16 protein-coding genes are annotated in these 21,740 nt (G+C 33.4%); 7 read left to right on the forward strand and 9 right to left on the reverse strand.

Translation table 11 applies throughout. The features are described from left to right. From AC2DZ0_RS12595 to AC2DZ0_RS12610, 4 genes are all read left to right on the forward strand, one after another. On the forward strand, nt 1-873 hold the full coding sequence (locus tag AC2DZ0_RS12595) for a sialate O-acetylesterase (RefSeq protein WP_484642157.1): 873 nt from the start codon (nt 1-3) through the stop codon (nt 871-873). Between the two features lie 107 nt (nt 874-980). Then, entirely contained in the window at nt 981-1,940 is a 960-nt protein-coding gene (locus tag AC2DZ0_RS12600) for an N-acetylornithine carbamoyltransferase (protein ID WP_484490408.1), read from the forward strand. 61 nt (nt 1,941-2,001) lie between these two features. Beyond that, nucleotides 2,002-2,778: an acetylglutamate kinase gene (gene argB / locus AC2DZ0_RS12605; protein ID WP_484642159.1), complete on the forward strand. Its 777-nt coding sequence runs from the start codon at nt 2,002-2,004 to the stop codon at nt 2,776-2,778. Nucleotides 2,779-2,899: 121 nt separating this feature from the next. Next, nucleotides 2,900-3,961: a M20 family metallo-hydrolase gene (locus tag AC2DZ0_RS12610; protein ID WP_484642160.1), complete on the forward strand. Its 1,062-nt coding sequence runs from the start codon at nt 2,900-2,902 to the stop codon at nt 3,959-3,961. Between the two features lie 15 nt (nt 3,962-3,976). Here AC2DZ0_RS12610 and AC2DZ0_RS12615 read toward each other — a convergent pair whose 3' ends face one another. The 4 genes from AC2DZ0_RS12615 to AC2DZ0_RS12630 all read right to left on the reverse strand — a co-directional run bounded on the left by AC2DZ0_RS12615 (nt 3,977) and on the right by AC2DZ0_RS12630 (nt 8,623). Continuing rightward, nucleotides 3,977-6,370: a T9SS type A sorting domain-containing protein gene (locus AC2DZ0_RS12615; RefSeq protein WP_484642162.1), complete on the reverse strand. Its 2,394-nt coding sequence runs from the start codon at nt 6,368-6,370 to the stop codon at nt 3,977-3,979. Between the two features lie 283 nt (nt 6,371-6,653). Continuing rightward, a complete protein-coding gene (locus tag AC2DZ0_RS12620; protein ID WP_484642163.1) occupies nt 6,654-7,085 on the reverse strand; it encodes a beta-galactosidase small subunit in 432 nt (143 codons plus the stop codon). A gap of 14 nt (nt 7,086-7,099) precedes the next feature. Further along, on the reverse strand, nt 7,100-7,567 hold the full coding sequence (locus tag AC2DZ0_RS12625) for a beta-galactosidase small subunit-related protein (protein ID WP_484644839.1): 468 nt from the start codon (nt 7,565-7,567) through the stop codon (nt 7,100-7,102). 201 nt (nt 7,568-7,768) lie between these two features. Beyond that, a complete protein-coding gene (locus AC2DZ0_RS12630; protein ID WP_484642165.1) occupies nt 7,769-8,623 on the reverse strand; it encodes a LamG domain-containing protein in 855 nt (284 codons plus the stop codon). A gap of 283 nt (nt 8,624-8,906) precedes the next feature. Between AC2DZ0_RS12630 and argH the strand changes: the two genes are divergently transcribed. Beyond that, nucleotides 8,907-10,190 (forward strand): argininosuccinate lyase, encoded by a 1,284-nt coding sequence (gene argH / locus AC2DZ0_RS12635; protein WP_484642167.1) that lies wholly within the window; start codon nt 8,907-8,909, stop codon nt 10,188-10,190. Nucleotides 10,191-10,247: 57 nt separating this feature from the next. On the opposite strand, the gene AC2DZ0_RS12640 is transcribed toward argH, so the two are convergent. From AC2DZ0_RS12640 to lpdA, 5 genes are all read right to left on the reverse strand, one after another. After that, on the reverse strand, nt 10,248-10,457 hold the full coding sequence (locus AC2DZ0_RS12640) for a CDGSH iron-sulfur domain-containing protein (RefSeq protein ID WP_484490416.1): 210 nt from the start codon (nt 10,455-10,457) through the stop codon (nt 10,248-10,250). Nucleotides 10,458-10,515: 58 nt separating this feature from the next. Further along, nucleotides 10,516-10,737: a CDGSH iron-sulfur domain-containing protein gene (locus AC2DZ0_RS12645; RefSeq protein ID WP_484642168.1), complete on the reverse strand. Its 222-nt coding sequence runs from the start codon at nt 10,735-10,737 to the stop codon at nt 10,516-10,518. Nucleotides 10,738-10,742: 5 nt separating this feature from the next. Then, nucleotides 10,743-11,801 carry a hypothetical protein gene (locus tag AC2DZ0_RS12650; RefSeq protein WP_484642169.1) on the reverse strand — a complete coding sequence of 353 codons (1,059 nt, stop codon included), beginning with the start codon at nt 11,799-11,801 and terminating at the stop codon, nt 10,743-10,745. 70 nt (nt 11,802-11,871) lie between these two features. Then, nucleotides 11,872-12,573, reverse strand: coding sequence for a hypothetical protein (locus AC2DZ0_RS12655; RefSeq protein WP_484642171.1), 702 nt, complete (start codon nt 12,571-12,573; stop codon nt 11,872-11,874). A 104-nt stretch (nt 12,574-12,677) separates the two neighbouring features. Then, nucleotides 12,678-14,081, reverse strand: a complete 1,404-nt coding sequence (gene lpdA / locus AC2DZ0_RS12660; protein WP_484642172.1) for a dihydrolipoyl dehydrogenase — start codon at nt 14,079-14,081, stop codon at nt 12,678-12,680. A 448-nt stretch (nt 14,082-14,529) separates the two neighbouring features. On the opposite strand from lpdA, the gene AC2DZ0_RS12665 reads away from it, so the two are divergent. Together AC2DZ0_RS12665 and AC2DZ0_RS12670 are read left to right on the forward strand one after the other, a co-directional pair. Further along, on the forward strand, nt 14,530-18,390 hold the full coding sequence (locus AC2DZ0_RS12665) for a hybrid sensor histidine kinase/response regulator transcription factor (RefSeq protein WP_484642173.1): 3,861 nt from the start codon (nt 14,530-14,532) through the stop codon (nt 18,388-18,390). A gap of 158 nt (nt 18,391-18,548) precedes the next feature. Next, nucleotides 18,549-21,734 carry a SusC/RagA family TonB-linked outer membrane protein gene (locus AC2DZ0_RS12670; RefSeq protein WP_484642175.1) on the forward strand — a complete coding sequence of 1,062 codons (3,186 nt, stop codon included), beginning with the start codon at nt 18,549-18,551 and terminating at the stop codon, nt 21,732-21,734. The last annotated feature ends 6 nt before the right edge of the window (nt 21,735-21,740 follow it).

Genomic DNA, 21,740 nt, shown 5'->3' on the forward strand with positions numbered 1-21,740 from the left:
ATGAGAGAGTTTTATGTATTAGTGTTATGTGTCATGAGTTTTTCTTTTGGTTTAGCTCAAGAAAAAGAAGTACATGTAGTTTTGCTTGCCGGACAATCAAATATGGCAGGTCATGGAGATTTTGATGCACTTACTACCGAGCAAAAAAATAGAATACGTGCTATTCAAGATCGAGTGTTATTCGCAGTTTCTGACAATCCAAAGTTAGAGCCAAAACCTATTGCTCCCAGGGAAAGTAAAGCTTCGGAAAAATATAATTTCACCAAGCATTTTGGACCCGAAATGTTTATTGCGGTAACCTTAGCAGAAGCGAACCCAAATCAAAATTATTTGTTTATTAAAAAAGCAGTAGGAGGAACTTCTTTGTACGGAGCTTGGAACCCAAACTGGACCAAAGAAAAATCGAACTTTGCAGAAAGAGGAGAGGCAAGAAAGCAATTGCAGTTATATAAGGCACATCATAAACAAATTCATAGAGAATTGCAGAGGATGCAGGATAGTGGAACTTCATATAGAATTATTGGAATGGCTTGGATGCAAGGAGAGAGTGATACCAATAAAAAAGAAACAGCTGGGCATTATGAGCAAAATTTAACTAATTTGATTGAAGGATACCGTACTGAATTTAAGGTACCTGATTTACCTTTTGTATTTGGTCAAGTAAACCCTTTGCCACGAAAATTCAAGGAAGGGCCACAAATTGTTAGAAATGCTATGCAGCGTGTAGCAACTAAGGATCGCTTTGTGAAGATGATTGCAACACCAGAAAACTTACCATGGGGAGATTTTCCAAAACATGTAGATAATCTGCATTATACTCATATTGGTCAAGTTCGGTTAGGTAGGTTAATGGGCAACTTTTTGTTGAATTAGAAAAGATCTCTTTTTGCAATGGGCTGCTTTCCTAATTAGAGCTTTTTAATTGTAGCTTATCAAGCTTTGATTTTGTATTTTTGGGGCTTATTAAATAAAAGAAGTCCATGAAACATTACATGTCCATTCACGATTTACCAAGTATCAAGGATACGGTGAAAGAAGCGATTGAATTAAAGAAAAACCCTCTACAATTTCAAGATTTAGGTAAAAATAAAACCATTGGTTTGTTATTCTTTAATAATAGTTTGCGCACGCGTTTGAGTACTCAAAAGGCTGCGTTGAATTTAGGAATGGAGCCAATTGTAATGAATTTTGGAGCAGAAGGTTGGCAGCTAGAGTATGAAGATGGCACAATTATGGACCAAGGGAAATCTGAGCATATTAAAGAAGCGGCTCAAGTAATTTCTCAATATTGCGATGTGATTGCGATTCGTGCTTTTGCAGGATTGGAAGATAAGCTAAAGGATGAAGCTGAGGAGGTATTAGAAAGTTTTAAGAAGTATGCTACTGTACCAATTTTGAATATGGAATCTTCAGTAGGACACCCTTTGCAAGCTTTGGCAGATGCCATTACCATTGAAGAACATAAACCTGAAAAAAAGAAATTAAAAGTAGTATTGTCTTGGGCTCCACATCCGAGAGCTTTGCCACATGCTGTAGGAAATTCTTTTGCAGAAATGGCACTGGCGCATGAAGATGATTTTGAAGTGGTTATTACCCATCCAAAAGGATATGAGTTGAATCCAGAAAAAACGAAAGGAGCTACGATTGAATACGATCAAAAAAAGGCTTTTGAAGGTGCTGATTTCATCTATACTAAAAACTGGTCTTCGTACAATGACTACGGTAAAGTGGCTTGTACAGATGAATCATGGATGATTTCTGGGGATAAAATGGAAGTAACTGATAATGCAAAATTTATGCATTGTTTGCCCGTTCGTAGAAATGTTGTTGTTGCTGATGAAGTGATCGATTCTGAAAATTCTATTGTTATCAAACAAGCGAATAACAGAACATATTCAGCTCAAATCGTATTGAAAAAAATATTAGAAAATTTAAAATAGTCTTTTGTTTTTAGGATTCTTATTAAAATGAACATCAAAAACAAAGATTTTATCTAAGTATATGGAAAAACTAACCATTGTAAAAGTAGGAGGTAACGTAATTAACAATCCAGAGGCTCTAAACAGCTTTCTAACGGATTTTGCAGCTTTGCAAGGAAATAAAATTCTTGTACATGGAGGAGGAAAACGTGCAACACAATTAGCTGCTGATCTAGGAATAGAGGCAACAATGATCAATGGAAGACGTGTTACAGATACAACCACTTTGGAAATTGTAACAATGGTATATGCTGGTTTGCTGAATAAAAACATTACAGCAACGTTGCAAAAGTTTGATTGCAATGCGTTAGGTTTGTCTGGCGCTGATGGAAATTCAATTCAAGCGCATAAACGTATTGTAAAAGATGTTGATTATGGTTTTGCAGGAGATGTAGATAGTATAAATGCAGGAAATATAGCAACTTTTATTGAAGGTGGAATGACTCCTGTTTTTTGTGCCATTACCCATGATACAAAAGGACAGTTGTTGAATACCAATGCAGATACGATTGCTTCAACTATTGCAGTTGGAATGTCAGAAAAGTATGAGGTTTCTTTGATTTATACTTTTGAAAAAAATGGAGTATTGACTTCTGTTGATGATGATGATTCTGTGATTACTGCTATTGATACTCCAAAGTATGCACAGTTAAAAAAAGATGGAATCATAGCGGATGGAATGCTTCCGAAAATGGAAAACTGTTTTGAGGCTTTACAAAAAGGAGTTTCTGAAGTTATCATTGGAAATCCAACGGTAATATTAAACAAAGAACAATTGTTTACAACTCTAACGTTGTAAATGAATGTTCTCGATATAATTTAGAATTTGTTACGAAATATTTGAACTGACAGGATGAAATGTCACTTCGAGTGATTTTGAAATATGAAAAATTGTATCGAGAAGTAATTGAAATATAATTATGTTAGAAAAATTACAAAACGACGCTTTAGAGCTTTTAAAATCTTTAATAGTTACTCAATCCTTTTCTAAGGAAGAAGATCCAACGGCGAAATTATTATCAGCCTGGTTAATTGAAAGAGGAATTGAAGTTAAAAGAGATTTGCACAATATTTGGGCAGTAAATAAATATTTTGATGATAGTAAACCTACTATTTTATTGAATTCACATCATGATACTGTAAAGCCCAATGCAGCCTATACAAGAGATCCATTTGAAGCAACAATAGAAGACGGTAAATTATTTGGACTTGGTTCCAATGATGCCGGAGGGTGTTTGGTAGGTTTGATAGCTGCATTTGTGTATTTTTATGAGAAAGAAAATCTGAAATATAATTTTGTTTTGGCAGCAACTGCAGAGGAGGAAATATCAGGAGAAAATGGAATTGCTTATATGCAACCGATTTTGCCTAGAATTGATTTTGCTATTGTGGGAGAGCCTACATTATTGGATTTGGCAATTGCTGAAAAAGGGCTTGTTGTATTTGATGGTAAAGTTACTGGAACTCCTGGTCATGCTGCACATATTCCGAATGATCAGAATCCTGTTTTTATGGCACTTAAAGACTTAAATTGGTTCAATTCTTTTGAGTTTCCAAAAATATCAGAGTCTTTAGGAAAAGTAAAAATGACTGTTTCTCAAATCAATGCGGGAAAACAACACAATGTGGTTCCTTCAGAATTAAATTTTGTTGTGGATTGTAGGGTGACAGATGCCTATTCTAATCAAGAAATAGCTGCTATAATTAAAGAAAATACAGAGTGTGCGGTTACACCAAGATCATTGCGTTTAAATTCTTCATTTATTGATCCCAACCATGAGTTTGTAAAAGCAGGATTGAAATTAGGTAAGAAAACCTATGGATCTCCAACACTTTCTGATCAATGTAGATTGACATGCCAATCGGTAAAATTAGGGCCAGGAGACTCTTTACGTTCGCATTCTGCAGATGAATTTATTTATGTGCAAGAGGTAAAGGATGGAGTTCAGTTTTATATTGATATTTTAAGAGAAATCGTATAGGGATAGAAACGATTTTTATTTTTTAACAATCTTCTGAACGGTTGTTCCTGTTCGGTTTTTTACTTGCAGGTAATAAATACCAGAATTTAACAGGTTTAATCGTAGTGTTGTTTCTTTACCGATAAAGGTGTCCGAAATAAGTAGTTGGCCGTTTGCGTTATACAATTTAATAAGGGATTGTTTTGCAGAAGAGTTAGTTAAATGTATGGTAACTAAATCCTTGAATGGGTTTGGGTAAATTTTTATTTTGATATCGGAAATAGAATTACTACTTAGATTATCCCCTGGTTCAAAAGAAGAACTTGTAAGATTGGAACCTGAATTAAATACTCTATTTTTTAATGTTTCTGTATTTCCTTCCCATGCTCCAAATGTAGGGCTTATTTCGGTTGTGACTCCCTCAATAATAGATCCACCTGAGTTAAATGAAGATTCTGGTAATAGCCTGTAGTTTTCAGTGGAGATATCTACATAGTGATCAGAAGCGTTTGTAATAAAACCGTTGTTTTCCGCTTCAATATGATAGCCGTATTCACTAGCGGCTTTTGTAGTAAATTCATCTAAATCTGTTTCAGTAACGCTGCCAACACTACTTGGAGCTCCTTCTAAGAAGAGGTTGTTTTTTAATACCATTGCGTTTACGTCAGCATTTTCTGTTCGATGCCAAAAGCCAATAAGGCTGTTGTATTCCCAAGCAGTATTATTGAAATATTCTATTTTACGGTTTAGTTTTCTGTCCCTTGGTCCTAAATAGGCAAAATAATTGATGTTTCTTGTAGTCTCTGGTGTACCATCATTTTGTAATCGTACACTGGTATATTCGTCGTTGTTATCGTATAATAAATTATGATGCGCCGTGTAATTATCTACATCTTCTAAATAAAAGGCTACAATGTATTTTTTATTACTCCAATCTTGTGGATCGTAGGCGGGTATCCCAGTTAATCCATGTATTTTATTGTAAGCAATAATTGTTTCGTTCATGTCTAAGGCATCATCTTTACCGGTACTAGTAAACATAATGGTTCCAGCATCTTCACCCATTGACATGGCACTGTCAAAATCATTGTCTGTGATTTTTGCATATACAGATTCTGTGGTTCTAATATGAAAACGTGATGCTTTTCCAAAGGTATTATGAGTTACCTCAGTATTATTTCCATTGTTCTCTAAGGATACTGTGAATTGACCCATCCAACCAATTTCTTCTATTGTACAATTGTTTATTTTAGAATGATCAGAGCCCTTAAGAATGATGATTCCACTTCCCCATGTATGACCGATGTAACAACTTTCAAAGGTTGAGTAGTCCGAGTTATCTACTAAAATACCCTGACGGAGCACTCCATAAGTTCTTCTATAAACATAGGGTGTCATATAGGTAAACTGACATTTATAAAAAGTAGTGTTTTGTGCATTATTTATTTCAACCTCACCGCACCTCATGTCAAGATAATTAATTGTCACATTGTTTGCTTCAATTTTCATTACATGTTGTCTTCTTTTTATTTCAAAGTTTTTATTTTCAACGGTTCCACCCTCAGGTTTATAATAAATAGTATTTTCATTTTTTTTGTAAAACCATTCCCCTTCTTGATCGAGCAATGATAAATCCATCAAATATCCAAATCCCTCAGGTAGATCAACAGCACCTTCTTGTCCCCATTTATTTCCTTGTGTATTGAAACTTTTAAAAGTTACCAGTCTTTCACCGGCTTTTGTAATTTCTCCTCCATCTTGTGAGTAGGAAAAAATATTGTTTCTTAGTTTTCCAGTAAATCCACGAATAAGTGCCTCATCCGTAAAATTAACATCAGGGAGAATTGGTGTTCCATGATGTGAAGAGAAACTAACTTGTCCAGTTTGATTTGTACCTTCTGGCTTACTAGCGTCTAAAATAACGGCAAAACCGCTTGTTTGATTTCTAGGAGCCATCATTTCTTTGTGTGACCCTGATATGTAATCCTTATAATCTGTGTTGTTATTTGGAAATCTAGCAATTTGTTTATGTTGATGATTGACAAATAATTGTGTAAAATCTGTTTCTACTTGATCTGAATTTAAGGTGAGTTTAAAGACTCCTGGTTTTGTGGGATCCGCAACCCAACTATTAGCACCATACCAATTTGCACCAGAAATAACCACCTTGTCATTTTCAAAAGGTTGAATAGTAATATTATTTACGTCTACTACAATAGTTTCTCTATAAAACCCTTGATGAATAAGCATTACATCTCCTTCCTCAATTAAGTTGTTGCTAAAAACATATTCAATAGTTTTGTAGGGAGCGTTTTCAGACCCTCTTCCCGATAATGAGTTTATCCCATCTTTTGCAATATGAATTTCTGTGGCAAGTATTTTTGAACTAATAAATAAGAAAGAAAAAATGAATACATATTTCTGAAACATAGAATTGGTTTTTTGGTCAGATACAAATATCAAAAATCCTATTCGGTAAATTAAAAATTGCCATTATACATAATGTTTACTCTTTTCATAAATGTAAAATATTGTGTCAAACTAACTTGATTTTAACTTATTCATAGTTTTATTTTGTCAATTACTAGGGTATTAAGAATCCAGTTTTATCTTGGTAATTGTATATCTAACAGGTTTATAGCTCCAATTGTTGCTTCTGCCGTCTGAATAATATTTTTTTCTTGGTAATGTTTTTATTGCTAACTACGTCCTTTTAAAACTTTAGTGTAAACTCGAATTTATACTCCTTTATTGGAAGTAAATATTGTTTTAAGGGTTCAGGTCCGCAGCTCGCATTTCCTAACCCTAACATTTCAGCATCTAAACATAAAATGATTTCTTTTCTAGCTTTTAAGAAAGCGGGTCTACTTGCTTTAATCAAATCACTAGCATCATAGTGCAAAGCGGAGAAAATAAAAGGTTTATTTGAGCTAATAGAAATACTCGGTCTTTTACGATTTTTAAATGAAAATGCTAAAGAACGAATATCAGAACGTGCTCCATTTTCTTGTGGAACCAAATATGGGGTGAATAAATTTGTAACCGTTGATGTGTAATTCCCTAAAAAAGCTGATTCGTTACGGTCTGGGTAGTTTTCTTGAGGTCCCCTTCCGTACCAAGTTACATTTTCTAAGCCATCAACCAAAGCTAATTTAATTCCTACTCGAGGAAGTGTTTTAAGTTTTTTACCTTTGTTGGTATAACTTTATTTTTCAAGATAATTTGGCTTTTGCCAGTAATGTCATAGATACATTCGTGCGTAAAAGTCAGTGAATCTGATTTGAATTCTTTTACAATTTTCACAGAAACAAGAGATTCATTTACTTGTTCCGATTTGATTGAGAGTACTTTTTGAGTTAAATTTTCGAGCTGTGCCTTCTTCCAATCGTCTTTGTATGGTCGGTCATTTTCTGTTGGAGCACGGAAAATATTTAAAGTAGGCCCTTTAATGTTTCCTGTTTGGGATATCAACTCTTTTTTGTTATTTAGGATTGAATTAATCGTTCCTGTTCTTTTATCAAAAATAATTTTTAGACCTTTACTATTGGTGATGATATGTTTCTTGTCTTCGCTTATAGTAACGGTTCCAGATGCTTTATTTAGGATGGTTCTTTTCTTTTGTAAAATGAATTCTTCTTTTGCTACTTCATGTCCAGCTTTGGCCCAGGAAGTCGGTTTTTTAGAGCGTAGCTAAATTGAAGCACATATTCTGAAGTGCTTTTGAAGCTTGGAAGATTCAAGGAAATTTCTTTAGTTTCCTCAGGTGCGATATCCAAGGAAGTTATTGCTTCTCTTTTGATATTTTTTTAAATTGAAATACTTCAAATGCTATGGTTTTAATTTATAAACCCTTATGTAGTCAACAAGAGTTGTTCTTTCCTCTTTGGTTCCGGTTGCAACCTTGCTTCCAATTTCAGGAATAGGGTTCCAATCATAAGCTTCAATAGAAAATTGTAAAATTAAATCTTGATTGAACGGAACTGGAGGTGTTAATGTGTAAACATATTCGCCATCTAAATAAAATAATAACTCGGTAGCACTTTTCCAATAAAATCCATAAGTGTAAAAGCGTTCATAGTTTTTAGTAGGTGGAGCCATTTTCTTTTGATCTCTAACCTGTTTTACACAGGGAGATCCACGATGAATAGCATTGGAATGCATGATTTGATCCCAGTCATAAGCCCAGTTATGAGTTTGCTCTGTTAACCTACCAACGGATTCTGTAATGTCAATTTCATTTTTATTTTCGCAGGTTCCTTTGTGGCAAAGCCAGAAACCCCCTCCCATTTCGGTTTTATTCATTTTCATTCGACATTCGTAATAATGTCCGATAGATGTTTTTTTGAAAGATCTTAAGATGCCTCCATGATACTTGTAAGTGGATTTCCCTATAGTAACAGGCTTTGGCAATTCTCCAACTTCTATGGTTAAATATCCATCTTTGATACCAAAACTCTCTTTTTGAAAAAGGGCAGGTGCTCTACCAAGCCAGTTCAATTCATAATGTTTTTCAGGATCCATGTTCCATTTTTTAGTATCAATTTTTTTACCGTTAAACTCGTCACTTAACTTTTTAACTTTAAGCCATGTTCCGTTTTCTAATTTGGGAGGTTGACCATTTATGCTGAAAATATTGCAGACAATGATGATTTTTAGAATCGTTAGAGTTTTGTGTAAGTTCATCGTTTAAGGTTTATAGAGTGTTTTGCTAATTTAGCTGTATTTCAGTTTTTTAAGAAAGGAATCAACTTGTTAAAAAATGCATTGCTTGTTTCTTTTGTTAGGTTTTATATAGACAACGAATTTCTTGGTGTTCATAATTCTTTACAATTGTTATACTAAGCAGCCTTAAATACAGAATAATGAAGCTAGGTTTTATAATTTGAAACTTCTTTGATAAAATAGAATTACGTTTTTCTCTTTCTTATTGAAACAGTATCTTTGCCGTCATACAAAAAGTACATATATGAAACTTTGGGATAAAGGATACGCTACAGATAAAAAAATTGACATTTTTACAGTAGGAAACGATAGAGAGTTAGATTTACAATTAGCAAAGTATGATGTTCTAGGGAATATTGCACAAACTAGAATGTTAAACTCAATTGGTACTATTACTGATGAAGAATTGGAAGGTTTGGTAGCGGAATTGAATGCTATCATGAAAACTGTAGAAGATGGAACTTTTACCATTGAAGATTCTTTTGAAGATGTGCATTCTAAAGTAGAATGGTTGCTAACAGAAAAGTTAGGAGATGCTGGAAAGAAAATTCATACTGCTCGTTCTCGAAATGATCAAGTTTTATTAGATGTACATTTGTATTCTAAAGAAGCAATTTTAGAATTGAAAGATTGGGCCAAAAAATTATTTGATTTGTTAATTGAATTGGCTGAAAAATATAAGAATCATCTTCTACCAGGGTATACGCATTTACAAGTTGCAATGCCTTCTTCTTTTGGAATGTGGTTTTCTGCTTATGCTGAAAGCTTAATTGATGACGTTTATTTTTTAGATGCTGCCTATAAAGTAGCTGATCAAAATCCTTTAGGTTCTGCTGCTGGATATGGGTCTTCATTTCCTATAGATAGAGAAATGACAACAAAAGAATTGGGTTTTGAAGCGTTAAAAGTAAATTCTGTTGCGGCTCAAATGGGACGTGGGAAACTGGAAAAATCTATTTCTTTTGCAATAGCTAGTATTTCTGCTACGTTGTCTAAAATGAGTATGGATATTTGCTTGTATATGAGTCAGAACTTTGGATTTGTTACTTTTCCAGATGAATTGACAACAGGTTCAAGTATCATGCCTCATAAAAAAAACCCAGATGTATTTGAGTTGATTCGAGGTAAGTGCAATAAGTTACAAGCGTTACCGTATGAGTTAACTTTGATTACTAATAACTTACCAAGTGGTTACCATAGAGATTTACAGTTGGTAAAAGAAGGGTTGATTCCTTCAGTATCTACCCTGAAATCTTGTTTGGATATGATGGTGTTTTCTTTGGAGAATATTATTATCACAGAAAATATTGTTGCTGATGATAAATATAAATATATCTTTAGTGTTGAAGAGGTAAATGCTTTGGTACAAGCAGGAACACCCTTTAGAGATGCCTATAAAATTGTGGGTGCTAAAATCCAGAATGGTGAGTTCAAACCTGATTTAGATGTAAAGCACTCACATATTGGAAGTGTAGGGAATCTTAGATTAGATTTGATTAAAGAAAAAATGGAGGCATTGTATAAATAACCTTCCTATATAAATAAAAAGCACCCTTGGTATATTCCATAGGGTGCTTTTTTGTTTTTAGCCATTGTGCGAACCATCGCAATAAGGTTTGTTCTGGCTTTTTCCACATCCACAAAGTGCGCTTTCACCGGATTTTTCGGCCTTAAATCGTAAAGGTGGTCCTCCTCCTTTTTCTTTATGTGTACCATCGCAAAACGGCATCGTTTCTGAATGACCACAGGTACAGTATGAATAATTTCTTCCCTCTTTCAATTCTACTACAGGCATAAATAAGTGTTTTAGTTTGTCTAAAAATAGCTAAAAAAGGTTTTAGAGAGTTTCTAAATTAGTGAGATCCGTCACAATAAGGTTTGTCCTGACTATGTCCACAGGTGCATAAAAAGGTTTTTGTGTTTTCTGGAACTTTAAATAATAAGGGTTTTTTATCTGTTCCTTTATGACTTCCATCACAATAAGGGTATTCACTTGATTTTTCGCAAGTGCAATACGCATATGCTTTGTCTTTAATGAGGTAAGCGGCAATGGGAGTAGGGATGGGTTTTTTCATAATTCTTAAAATGAATAATTTAAATGAAGACCTGTATTAAAGTTTGACAAACCAATGGCATTATCTGAATCTAATGAATAAGATTGTTTTTTAATTTCGTTGTCAACGGTAATATTGCGAATTGTTGCAAAAAATAATCCTAAATTGACGCCCAAACTAAAATTATTGGAGATAACTCTGTGGTATCCTACGCTTAAATCATACCCCAACGTTGCTCCTGTGATTTTTATTGTAGTATCAATACCTGTTTTTTCCATGTATGAAACATAACCTAGAGTTGATGTTACAAAAATTTCATTTTTACCATTACCTAGAGGATAATTGGAATAGCTACTCAGGCCGATAAAATTAATATGTTGTTCAATATTATATGTTCCATATTCAGTTGCTCGTCCATCATAAAAAGTAGTCTGAATATTATCAATTACGCCTCCGTAGTAAGTGTAGTCGTATTTTACTCCTAAATTAAAATCTTTGTTAAGTTTATATAGACTTGAAATGGAAAGTATGGTACCTGTTTTAACAGCTTTATTGTATTCTTTGTTAAAGTCAGTGCCGTCTTCCGTGACTCCAATTCTAAAAGCAACACTGGCATTTAGGTTGAAGATAAATCGATTATTAAGGTCCTGTTTTTCATATGTACTAATATAATATGTACTATGTTTATTTGAATTATATGGAACTCCTAATGAATCAATAGTATTTGTGTCACTTTTTAGTACATCTGCATAAAATTGGTGACATGATGAACGAAAGATAGAAGGTTCTAAATGCTGTTTCAATCCGATAATATTTCCTCCATTTGCTCGAGCACTGTCTTTTACAATCTGTAGCATTCTGTCATAGGAGCAATTTGATGTCATTCCTGCATCACGGACAGATACAAAACCAAGTAACTCATCTTTTGAGTTATCTCTACTTGCATATTGATCGAGATCAAATATTTTTAAAGTATCGGTCTCAGATAGACTAGGATATCTTTTTGTGAATTGACTATTGATTTTTGGACTACAAGAAACAAGAAGGGTAATTACACTTAGTGCAAGTAAAATTTTTGATAGCATTTTTTTGTTTGCGAAAATAAAAAAGGTCTATGACAATCATAGACCTTTTTTAATATTTGTGATAATTTTGTTAGAATGAAAAATTGATTCCGAAATTAAGTGAATATGCAATATCATTATTACCACTAAGATAACCAAGTGAGCCACTAGTGCTAAGTCCAAAAAGGTTAGAAAGTTGAAATTGACCACCTAACTTTGCAGCAAGATACACTCCTATATCTGAATAGGTTTCACCAAAATCATAATAATCATGGGAAATATAATTGACTGAACCTATTCCAAAACATGGGCCGTAATAAAAACCTTTCCCATATCCTTCGGTGTAGAATTTCATGTTTAATCCAATAGTAGTACCAACGTGTCCAGAGCTATTAATATGGTAATTAATAGGGATTTCATAACCGGTTTTACCGGTTTTAGTTAATCTTTCGTATGAAATGTAGCCTGGTCCGTTTTCTGCTATGGTAAGAATATCTATGTTTATTCTGTTCCTTCCGAAGTTCTCCGTTTCCTTCTTTCTTTTGGTAGATTTACTTTCTTCAAAAATTTCATTTTCTCCATTCTGATATAATACCATATGGATGTCTGTTTTCTCAATGGTGAAAGTAGGTCCTTCAAGATTTGTGTATTTTTTATATTTTAGATTATCTACATTTACTTCTAGGATTTTGGCTTCAATGTTTTTTCCAGATTTAAGAAATATTTTATCTTGAGCGTTTATAGATAACGAGAATAGAAATAATACGACTATACTTAATAATTGTTTAATCATTTTCTTTTTTCGGCTAAATTAACTTTTTTTATACGAATATAATGTTAAGCAGTAAAAAAGGTCTATGACAATCATAGACCTTTTTTAATATTTGTTCTGATATATTAAATATGCAATGCTCTATCATCAGTAGCAGCTAAACAGGCTTCTTTTATTGCTTCTGTATAGGTAGGATGCGCATGCGACATTCTTGAAACATCTTCCGCAGATGCTCTAAATTCCATGGCTACTACAGCCTCAGCAATCATATCAGCAGCTCTGGCTCCAATCATATGAACTCCTAAAATTTCATCTGTTGTTGCATCTGCTAATACTTTTACCTGTCCGTCAATATCCATACTGGCTCTAGCTCTACCCAAGGCACGCATAGGGAAACTTCCTACTTTGTATTTTACACCTTCTTCTTTTAATTGCTCCTCTGTTTTTCCTACAGCGGCAACTTCTGGCCAAGTGTATACTACACCTGGAATTAAGTTGTAGTTGATATGTGGTTTTTCTCCAGCTATAAATTCAGCAACCATAGTTCCTTCTTCTTCTGCTTTGTGGGCTAACATAGCACCTTTCACAACATCACCAATGGCATAAATATTTGGAATGTTTGTTTGCAAATGTTCGTTCGTTTCAATTTGACCTCTTTCTGTTGTAACGATTCCGATATTGTTCAATCCTAAACCATCAGTATAGGGTCTACGTCCAACAGAAATTAAAGAATAATCTCCTTTAAATTCTACCGGATTTCCTTTTTTATCATCTGCCGTAACTACAACTTCATCACCTGTATTTGTTACAGAAGTTACTTTATGACCAACAAAGAATTTAATACCTTGTTTTTTTAATGATTTTTGTAATTCTTTAGATAACATTCCATCCATTCCAGGAACAATTTTAGGCATATACTCAATCACAGAAACTTCAGCTCCTAATCTTGCATATACTTGCCCTAATTCTAGTCCAATTACTCCACCACCAATTACGATAAGATGTTTCGGTACCTCTTTTAGTTTTAAAGCTTCTGTAGAGGTTATTACTCGTTTTTTATCCAAAGAGATAAATGGTAATGTTGAAGGTTTTGAACCCGTAGCAATAATAGTTTTTGCAGATTCTATTTTTTCTACAGATCCATCAGGTTTTGCAATATTGATATGTGTTGTGTCAAAAAAAGAGCCAACACCTTCATATCTGTCGATGTTATTTTTACTCATTAGGTAATCGATTCCTCCTGTCGTTTGTGCAACAACTTCTCCTTTACGAGCAATCATTTGTTCGAAATTTAAACTCAATCCTTCTACGCCGATACCATGTTTTTCAAAATGTTTGGTCGCATCATGGTAATGGTGAGAAGAATCTAATAATGCTTTAGAAGGAATACATCCTACATTTAAACAAGTTCCTCCAAGAGTTGAGTATTTTTCAATAATTGCAGTTTTCAATCCTAATTGAGCACAACGGATTGCAGCTACATATCCTCCAGGTCCAGCACCAATAACGGTTACATCGTATTTAGTCATAATGAATGTTCTTTAAATTACGATACAAAATTAAGAAAAACCAATTAACAGGGTTGTGTAAATTTTGTAATAATTGCATGTAAATTATACAAATCTGTTAGAAATAAAACCAACATTTTTCATATTTAGAACTGTATTTTAAAAGTAATTGAATTTTCCTGATTCAATATCCAGCGAGTAATGGAGTTTTGTTATTTAAATTATTGGAGAAGTTTATGAGTCCATTTTTGAGTTACTATTGTAAGAGGTTAAAAACCTTTGCTTAAGGCTTTGTTTTAACTTAAGTGCATTGTAATTTTTACTTTAAACGTATGTTTTACAGGATGTAAAATGGAATGCTATTTCATAAATTCTTGTATTTGTAGTAGAGTTTTGTAGTTTTACACTTCTTTTTATTTTTAGATTTATTAACTTATCATCTAAAATCAAAACCTTACTTTTTCGTTTTATGTTTAGAAAATTTCCTTTATTATTGGTTTTCACTTTCGCGCTATTTGGTTCAGTATTTGGACAAAATAATATTGATTTTGAGAAGCTAAATGCGGAGAATGGGATTTCGCAAAGTATCATTTATAATATTGATCAGGATCAAACTGGGAATATTTGGATGGCAACTGAAGAAGGTGTCGTAAAATATAATTCTGTTTTTGCGGATACTTATTCCAAGCAAAAAGGTCTGCCAAAGGAAGCGGGGAATCGAGTAAATACTCTTTTTATAGATTCTAAGAATAGAGTTTGGTTAGGTATTGATAAAGGAATTTGCTTGTATGATGCAAAGTATGATACCTTCAACTATATTATTCCAAAAGGAAAGCTTAGACCAAATTTGGTGAAAAGTATTTGTGAAGATTTAAATGGTAGAATTTGGATTGGAGCCTATAATGGACTTTGGCTGTATGACCCTGTCTCTTCAGAATTTGTGAATAAAACGATTGATATCAGTAAAGATAGAATTGGGATACAAACTGTTGCTACTGGTGTTAATGGAAAATTATTGCTAGGAACTGCTAGAGGTTTGATGGTTTATAATATTCAAAAAGAAAAACTGCGTCAAGTATCTAGAAAAAATTTGAATATTATGAGTATCGCTAGAAATAAAAGCGATTACTTATTGGGTACAAAAAAAAGAGGTCTTTTTAAAATTGACAATAGATTTCAAGATTTAAATAAAATTGAAAGCGTTGAGGTAACGAATCCAATTCGTGTTATAACTAAAGACAAAACAGGTGACTTTTTAGTTGGAACGGATGGTGCTGGAGTGTTTGTTTTAAATAATGATTATAATTTATTGAGTCATTATTTCCATAACGAGGACCGGTTAAACTCTCTTACAAGTAATGGGGTATATGATATTATTATAGATCGTCAAGGAATTATTTGGGTGGCAACTTATGGGGGGGGACTTAATTTTCTTGATAAGTCAAAAATGGTTTTTAAGAAATTAAAACACGAACCGAACACTGAAAACAGTCTAAAAAATAGTTTCACACGCTCTATTGAGGTGGATGCTTTAGGAAGGCGTTGGTTTGGTACCAAAAATGGAATTAGCATTTTAGATCCAAAAGCCAATAAATGGACGCATTTGAAACAAATAAATGATATTGTTTTAACCCTAGAGAGTGATGGGGATTTCATATGGGTTGGAACTTTTAATGAAGGCGTTTTTAAGGTAAATATTCATAACCTATCCGTAGAGTCCTTAGACCTTGAGCTTAAAAAGGTATATGTCATTTTTAAGGATAGTGACAAAAACATATGGTTTGGGGGGATAGAAGGAGAGTTGTTGAAACTTTCAAAATCAGGAAAAGTAAGTAATTATCCAATCAGAGATGTGCGCTCTATTATTGAGTTTGGAAAAGCTATTCTGATAGCAGGGAGAAATGGGGTGAGTGTCATTGTAAATGATAAAATCACAGATTATAAGGCACTTCGGGATGTGCACAAAGATTTAAATTTGGCAACAATCAATGTGTTAACCCAGTTCACGGAAAATAAAATATTGATTGGTACAAATGGGGGTGGTTTATTGATGTATGATCATGAAAAAAAAGAAAACTATAAAATTTCTGTTTCTTCTGGATTGCCATCTGATATCATTCAGGGGATCATTCCCTATAATGAAAATGAAATTTGGGCGAGTACCACTAAAGGTTTGTCTCAAATATTAATTAAGGAGAAAGATACAGTCATACATGTTTTTGATAAAAATGATGGTTTGTCAAGTACAGATTTTAATTATGGAAGTTTTAAAAAAATAGATGACAAAACCTTTGCGTTTGGAGGGGTGCAAGGTGTAACTATTTTTAACCCTGAAGAGATTGACAGTAAAAAAGCCAATTTGCCAAATGTTGTCTTTGATGAGTTTAGTGTTTTTAACAAAGTTATTTCACCAAAAGACTCTTTGTTAAAAGGACACATCAATACCGTAAAGGATATTCAATTAAAATATTCTGAGAATTCTATTACCTTAAAATATTTAGGGGTTTCAAACCAAGCTTCATCAAAAGTAAAATACTCATGGAAGTTAGAAGGCTTTTCAGAAACTTGGTCGTTACCAGAAATAAACAGACAAGTAAACTTTACAAATCTTAGTTTTGGTGATTATGTTTTTAGGGTAAAAGCTTCTAATGGTTTTGGTGAATGGGGACCTGAACGTTCTATAAATATTACTGTAATGAGACCTTGGTGGGCTACCACAACTGCTTATTTTGTCTACTTTATGTTAGTTGTTATTGTTTTTGTGATCACCATTTATTTTACCCAGTTTATTGTAAGTAAACGCAATGCAGATGAACAAATTGAGTTTTTTAATAACTTAACGCATGAAATTAGAACGCCATTAACAATTTTATTATCCTCTTTAGAAACTTTTTCTGAAACTCCAGAAAAAGAAGCGAATAGTCAAGTCAAAAAAACAATTACAAGATTAAATGCTTTGTTTGAGCAAATGTTGAATTTTAAAAAATCAACAGTTAATAAACCAGGTCAAAATGTATCTAAGCTTCCTTTAGAAAAACATATCAAAGAACTTGTTTTAAATTTTAAGCCGCTGTTAGAAGAGTATGATATTAAATTAACGATTGAGAATAAATGGAAAAATGAAGTTTTTTATTTTGATAAAGAAACTTTGAATAAAATTGTTTTCAATCTGGTTTCTAATGCGGTAAAGTATTCTAAAAAAGAAGGAACCATTGATGTGAAATTGAAAACGACCCTGAAAAGTCAATTGCAAATAGAGGTAAGCGATACAGGTATGGGGATTCCTAAAGACCAGCAGAAATTTATTTTAAAAAGATTTTATAGAGCTCGAAATGTGGTAAATAGTCAGAAACCAGGGACAGGCTTAGGTTTGATGATGGTTAAAAATCTTGTGGAAGCTTCAGGTGGAACGATAAGTTTTGAGAGTGAAGAAAATGTTGGAACTACTTTTAAAGTTTGTATTCCTAATAGAGAAGAAGGTTATAAAAAATCGGTAGTGTTAGAGGAAAGTTTTCAAAAGGAGTTCACGATTAATGACCAAGGCGATATTGATGCTTTTAGTGATCGTAAAATATTGATTGTTGAAGATAATAACGAGTTACGTTCTTTATTAGCCAGAAGTCTTGGTACTTATTTTCAAATTTACGAGGCATCCAACGGTCAAGAAGGTTTAGAGCTAGCAGGTCAGATTTTTCCAGATATTATACTAACAGATTTAATCATGCCAGAAATGGATGGGATGCAAATGGCAAAACGACTGTTGGACGATATCAATCTAAATCATATTCCTGTATTTATGATGACTGTATTAAATAATTCTGAATTAAAAATTGAAAGCATAGAAAGTGGAATTTCTGAGTATATAGAGAAACCATTAGATATCAATTTACTTTTGGCTAAGATTACAAATACTTTGAGTTGGCAAAAAAAGTTGCGTAAAAAGTATGTGCATCAATCTGAAAAAGATACTGCCACACAATACAGAAATTCTAAAGACGAAAGTTTTGTGACAAATTTAGAGGCAACCTTGTTGCATAATATTTCAGATACTTCTTTTTCGGTTCATGATTTATGTGAAAGTGTTGGAATGAGTAGAACTTCGTTGTATATGAAACTTAAAAATTTAATAGACCTGTCTCCTCAAGATTTTATCATTCATACAAAATTGAAGTATGGAAAAAGTTTGCTGATAAAGGGAGGGATGAGCGTAAAAGAAATCGCCTACCAGTCAGGTTTCTCAAATCCAAAGTATTTCAGTACTTCATTTAAGAAGTTTTATGGAGAATCTCCAACAAGTTTTCTTAGTGGTTTAGAAGATAAACCGTCTTAATTAATTTTTTAGTTATTAAAAATTGCGTTATATTTAATAAGGTTAGCCCTTGTTTTATAGTAGGTTGACGATTATTGTACCTATTCGGATGCTCCTTGCACCACGTTTATAGATAGGTGAAGTAAATTGCTAATCTAAACTAAACCAATTTTTAAACTATGAAGAATATTACAAGTATAGTTCTCGTATTATTTGTTTCGATTTCTGCTGTTGCACAGATAGCTGTGCATGGAGTAGTTAAAGATAACACTGGAGAGCCTTTACCAGGAGCAACCATTCTAGAAAAAGGAGCACCAAATGGAACCACCTCTGATTTTGATGGAAATTATGAATTAACCGTAAGAGATAAAAGTTCGGTTTTAGTGATTAGTTTTGTGGGGTTTGAGACCCAGGAGATTAGAGTAGAAGATCAAAAAGTAATAAATATTCAACTAACTACAGGATCAGAATCTTTGGAGGAAGTTGTGGTGATAGGATATGGAAGTTCTTCTAAGGCTGATATCACAGCATCTATTGCAACGGTAAAACCTGTTACAGATGATAAAGCCGGGGTAGCTGTAGTAGAAAGCTTACTTAGAGGTACCTCTGGGGTGAATGTAGTATCTAGCGGAGAGCCTGGAGCCGCTGTTTCTATTAATATTAGAGGAGTTTCAAGTTTAACAGGATCAAATCAACCACTTTATGTAATTGATGGAATTGTAATGGATAGTTCGCAAGAGTCATTGACAGATCCAACAAACTTTCAAGGGGCTAGTAAAAGTGGTATCGGTGGGGTTGCACCAGAAGATATTGAGTCTATTCAAGTTTTAAAGGATGCATCTGCTACGGCAATATATGGTTCTTTAGGAGCAAATGGAGTGATTCTGATTTCAACAAAAAAAGGAAAATTGGGAGAGCCTACATTTAATTTTTCTACAAGTACAACCGTTGGAACAGCAAATTTACCATATGATATTTTGAATACTGAAGAATATGTTGCCTTTACAAATGATAAATATACTGCCCATCCGGATTCCAACTCAGGAACTGAATATTTATATCCAGAAGGAAGGTTTCCTTTTGAAATCCGAGAAGATGGTTTGTATAATTTTGTATCAAGAAATGATGATGATAATAGCGGTGATTTAGATTTGATTGGAATTTATGAGCCGATGAATTGGACAGATTTGTATAGAACTACTTTTTCTACAAACTCTAGATTTACTGCTTCAGGAGGTACGGAAGATACAAAGTACTATAGCTCTGTTGGGTATTTTAAACAAGAAGGAGTTTTAGCGAATGCATATTTGAACAAGTTAGATTTAAATTTAAATGCAAGTCACAGATTCAATAAAAAATTAAAAATTGGAGGGAAAATATCTTACACCTTAACTGAGAATTCCTTGCCAGGGGTAAGTGGGTCTAATGCAGGAGAAACAAATTCTGTTTACAGACATATAAATGATAATTTTCCGCTTGAGTTGAGAGAGGATTTGGCACCATTAGATAATGAGAGTTTTCGTTTGAATCCAAGAGGCTGGGTAGATGACTATGACAATATCTCAACAGAGAATAGAGTGCTTGGAAATTTATCTGTAGAATATAAGTTGAGGAAAGACTTGATTTATAATTTTAGAGTAGGTGCGGATTATAGAAAAGGAGTACTTGATATTTGGCAAGGAGTGGGCACAAATCAAGGATTGACAAGAGAAGGAAGGTATGCAAAGTCTAATTTAAATCGATTTTCTTATAATTTAGATAATACCATTACTTACAAGCCTAAAGCAATTGGCGACCATAGGTATACCTTATTAGGAGGGATAGTTTACAATAGTACAGATTCAGAAAAAAATTATACCAGAGCTTCTAATTATTCTTTAGAGGGGCAAGAAAATAGAGGTAGAGATTTTTATGGTGCTTCAATTATAGAACCTACGGTTTATAATTATGGACCAGAGAGAATGATATCTTTTTTAGGAAGAGGAACTTATGGATTTAAAGATCGCTATAAAGTGTCTGCCTCTTTAAGATATGATGGGTCTAGTAAGTTTATTGGTAAAAATAGATATGGATTATTTCCGGCGATAAGTGCCGCATGGGAAATTCATAAAGAATCATTTATCGAGGATGCTGATACAGCAATCAATCAATTAAAGCTGAGAGTAGGTTACGGTGAAACTGGGAATCAAAGGGTAGGGAATAATTTAACTTATGTGAATTATAAAATTTCTCCAGAAGGATATGCAGCGGCAAATAAAGATTTACATATTGCCTACGAAAAAACAAATATTGCAAGTAAAGATTTGACATGGGAAACACAAAAGCAATTCAATACAGGATTGGATTTAGGGATGTTTTCAAATCGTCTTTCTGTAACAATTGATGCTTATAATAAACAATCAGATGATTTATTAAACACACTTAGTATAGGTGGAAGTTCTGGAGATGATACTATTGTTGTGAATCAAGGATCTCTTAATAATCAAGGAATAGAATTGGCAATTAATGGAGATGTGTTCAGGAGTGATAATTTTACTTGGAATTTGTTTGGTAGTTATTCTATGAATAGAATTGAAATTCAGAATTTAGGTCTTGTTGAAAGTGAATTTGGATCGGCAGGAACTTTTGTTGGCTACTATGGAAGACCTATTCAAGTTGCAAATACCAACACAGTGCCGATGAATGTTTATTTAGAAGGACAGGCTCCAGGATTATTTTTTGGTTTTGAAACCAATGGAATTGTTACAGCCGATGATGTGGCGAATGGAAATACGCAAGTTGAAGGTTTTTATAATATTGTTGATAAAAATGGAGACGGACAGATTACAGATGCTGATAAAACCATCATTGGAGATCCTAACCCAGATGCTATTTATTCTTTCGGAACGAATATTTACTATAAAAAATGGTCGTTCAATGCGAATTTTTACGGTGTTAAAGGAAATGATGTTTACAATGCAAATTTCTTAACGGAGAATTATAGTGCTGAAAATAGATGGAATAATGTAAGAAGGGACTACTTACTAAATCGATATAGTAGTAAGAATCCAGGAGGTACTTTACCGGATATAAATCTTCAGAAAGATGCCCTTAGTAATGCGGGTGTGTTAGATGTTGCCGTTGCAGATGGTAGTTATTTAAGATTACAGAATATAAGTTTAGGTTATGATTTTACACTTAGAAATAGTGGAATAAAATCTGTCAAAGTATTTGGATCCATGAGTAATGTTTTCACAATAACTAAATATACTGGAATGAATCCAGAGATTGCTTCATTGCGTTTTACTCCTGGAGTGGCTGGTGTGGATATTGCAAGTCCGCCTATTCAGAGTACTATAACTTTAGGTGCATCATTAACATTTTAAAATTGA

The organism is Flavicella sp. IMCC45668 (genome assembly GCF_057219105.1).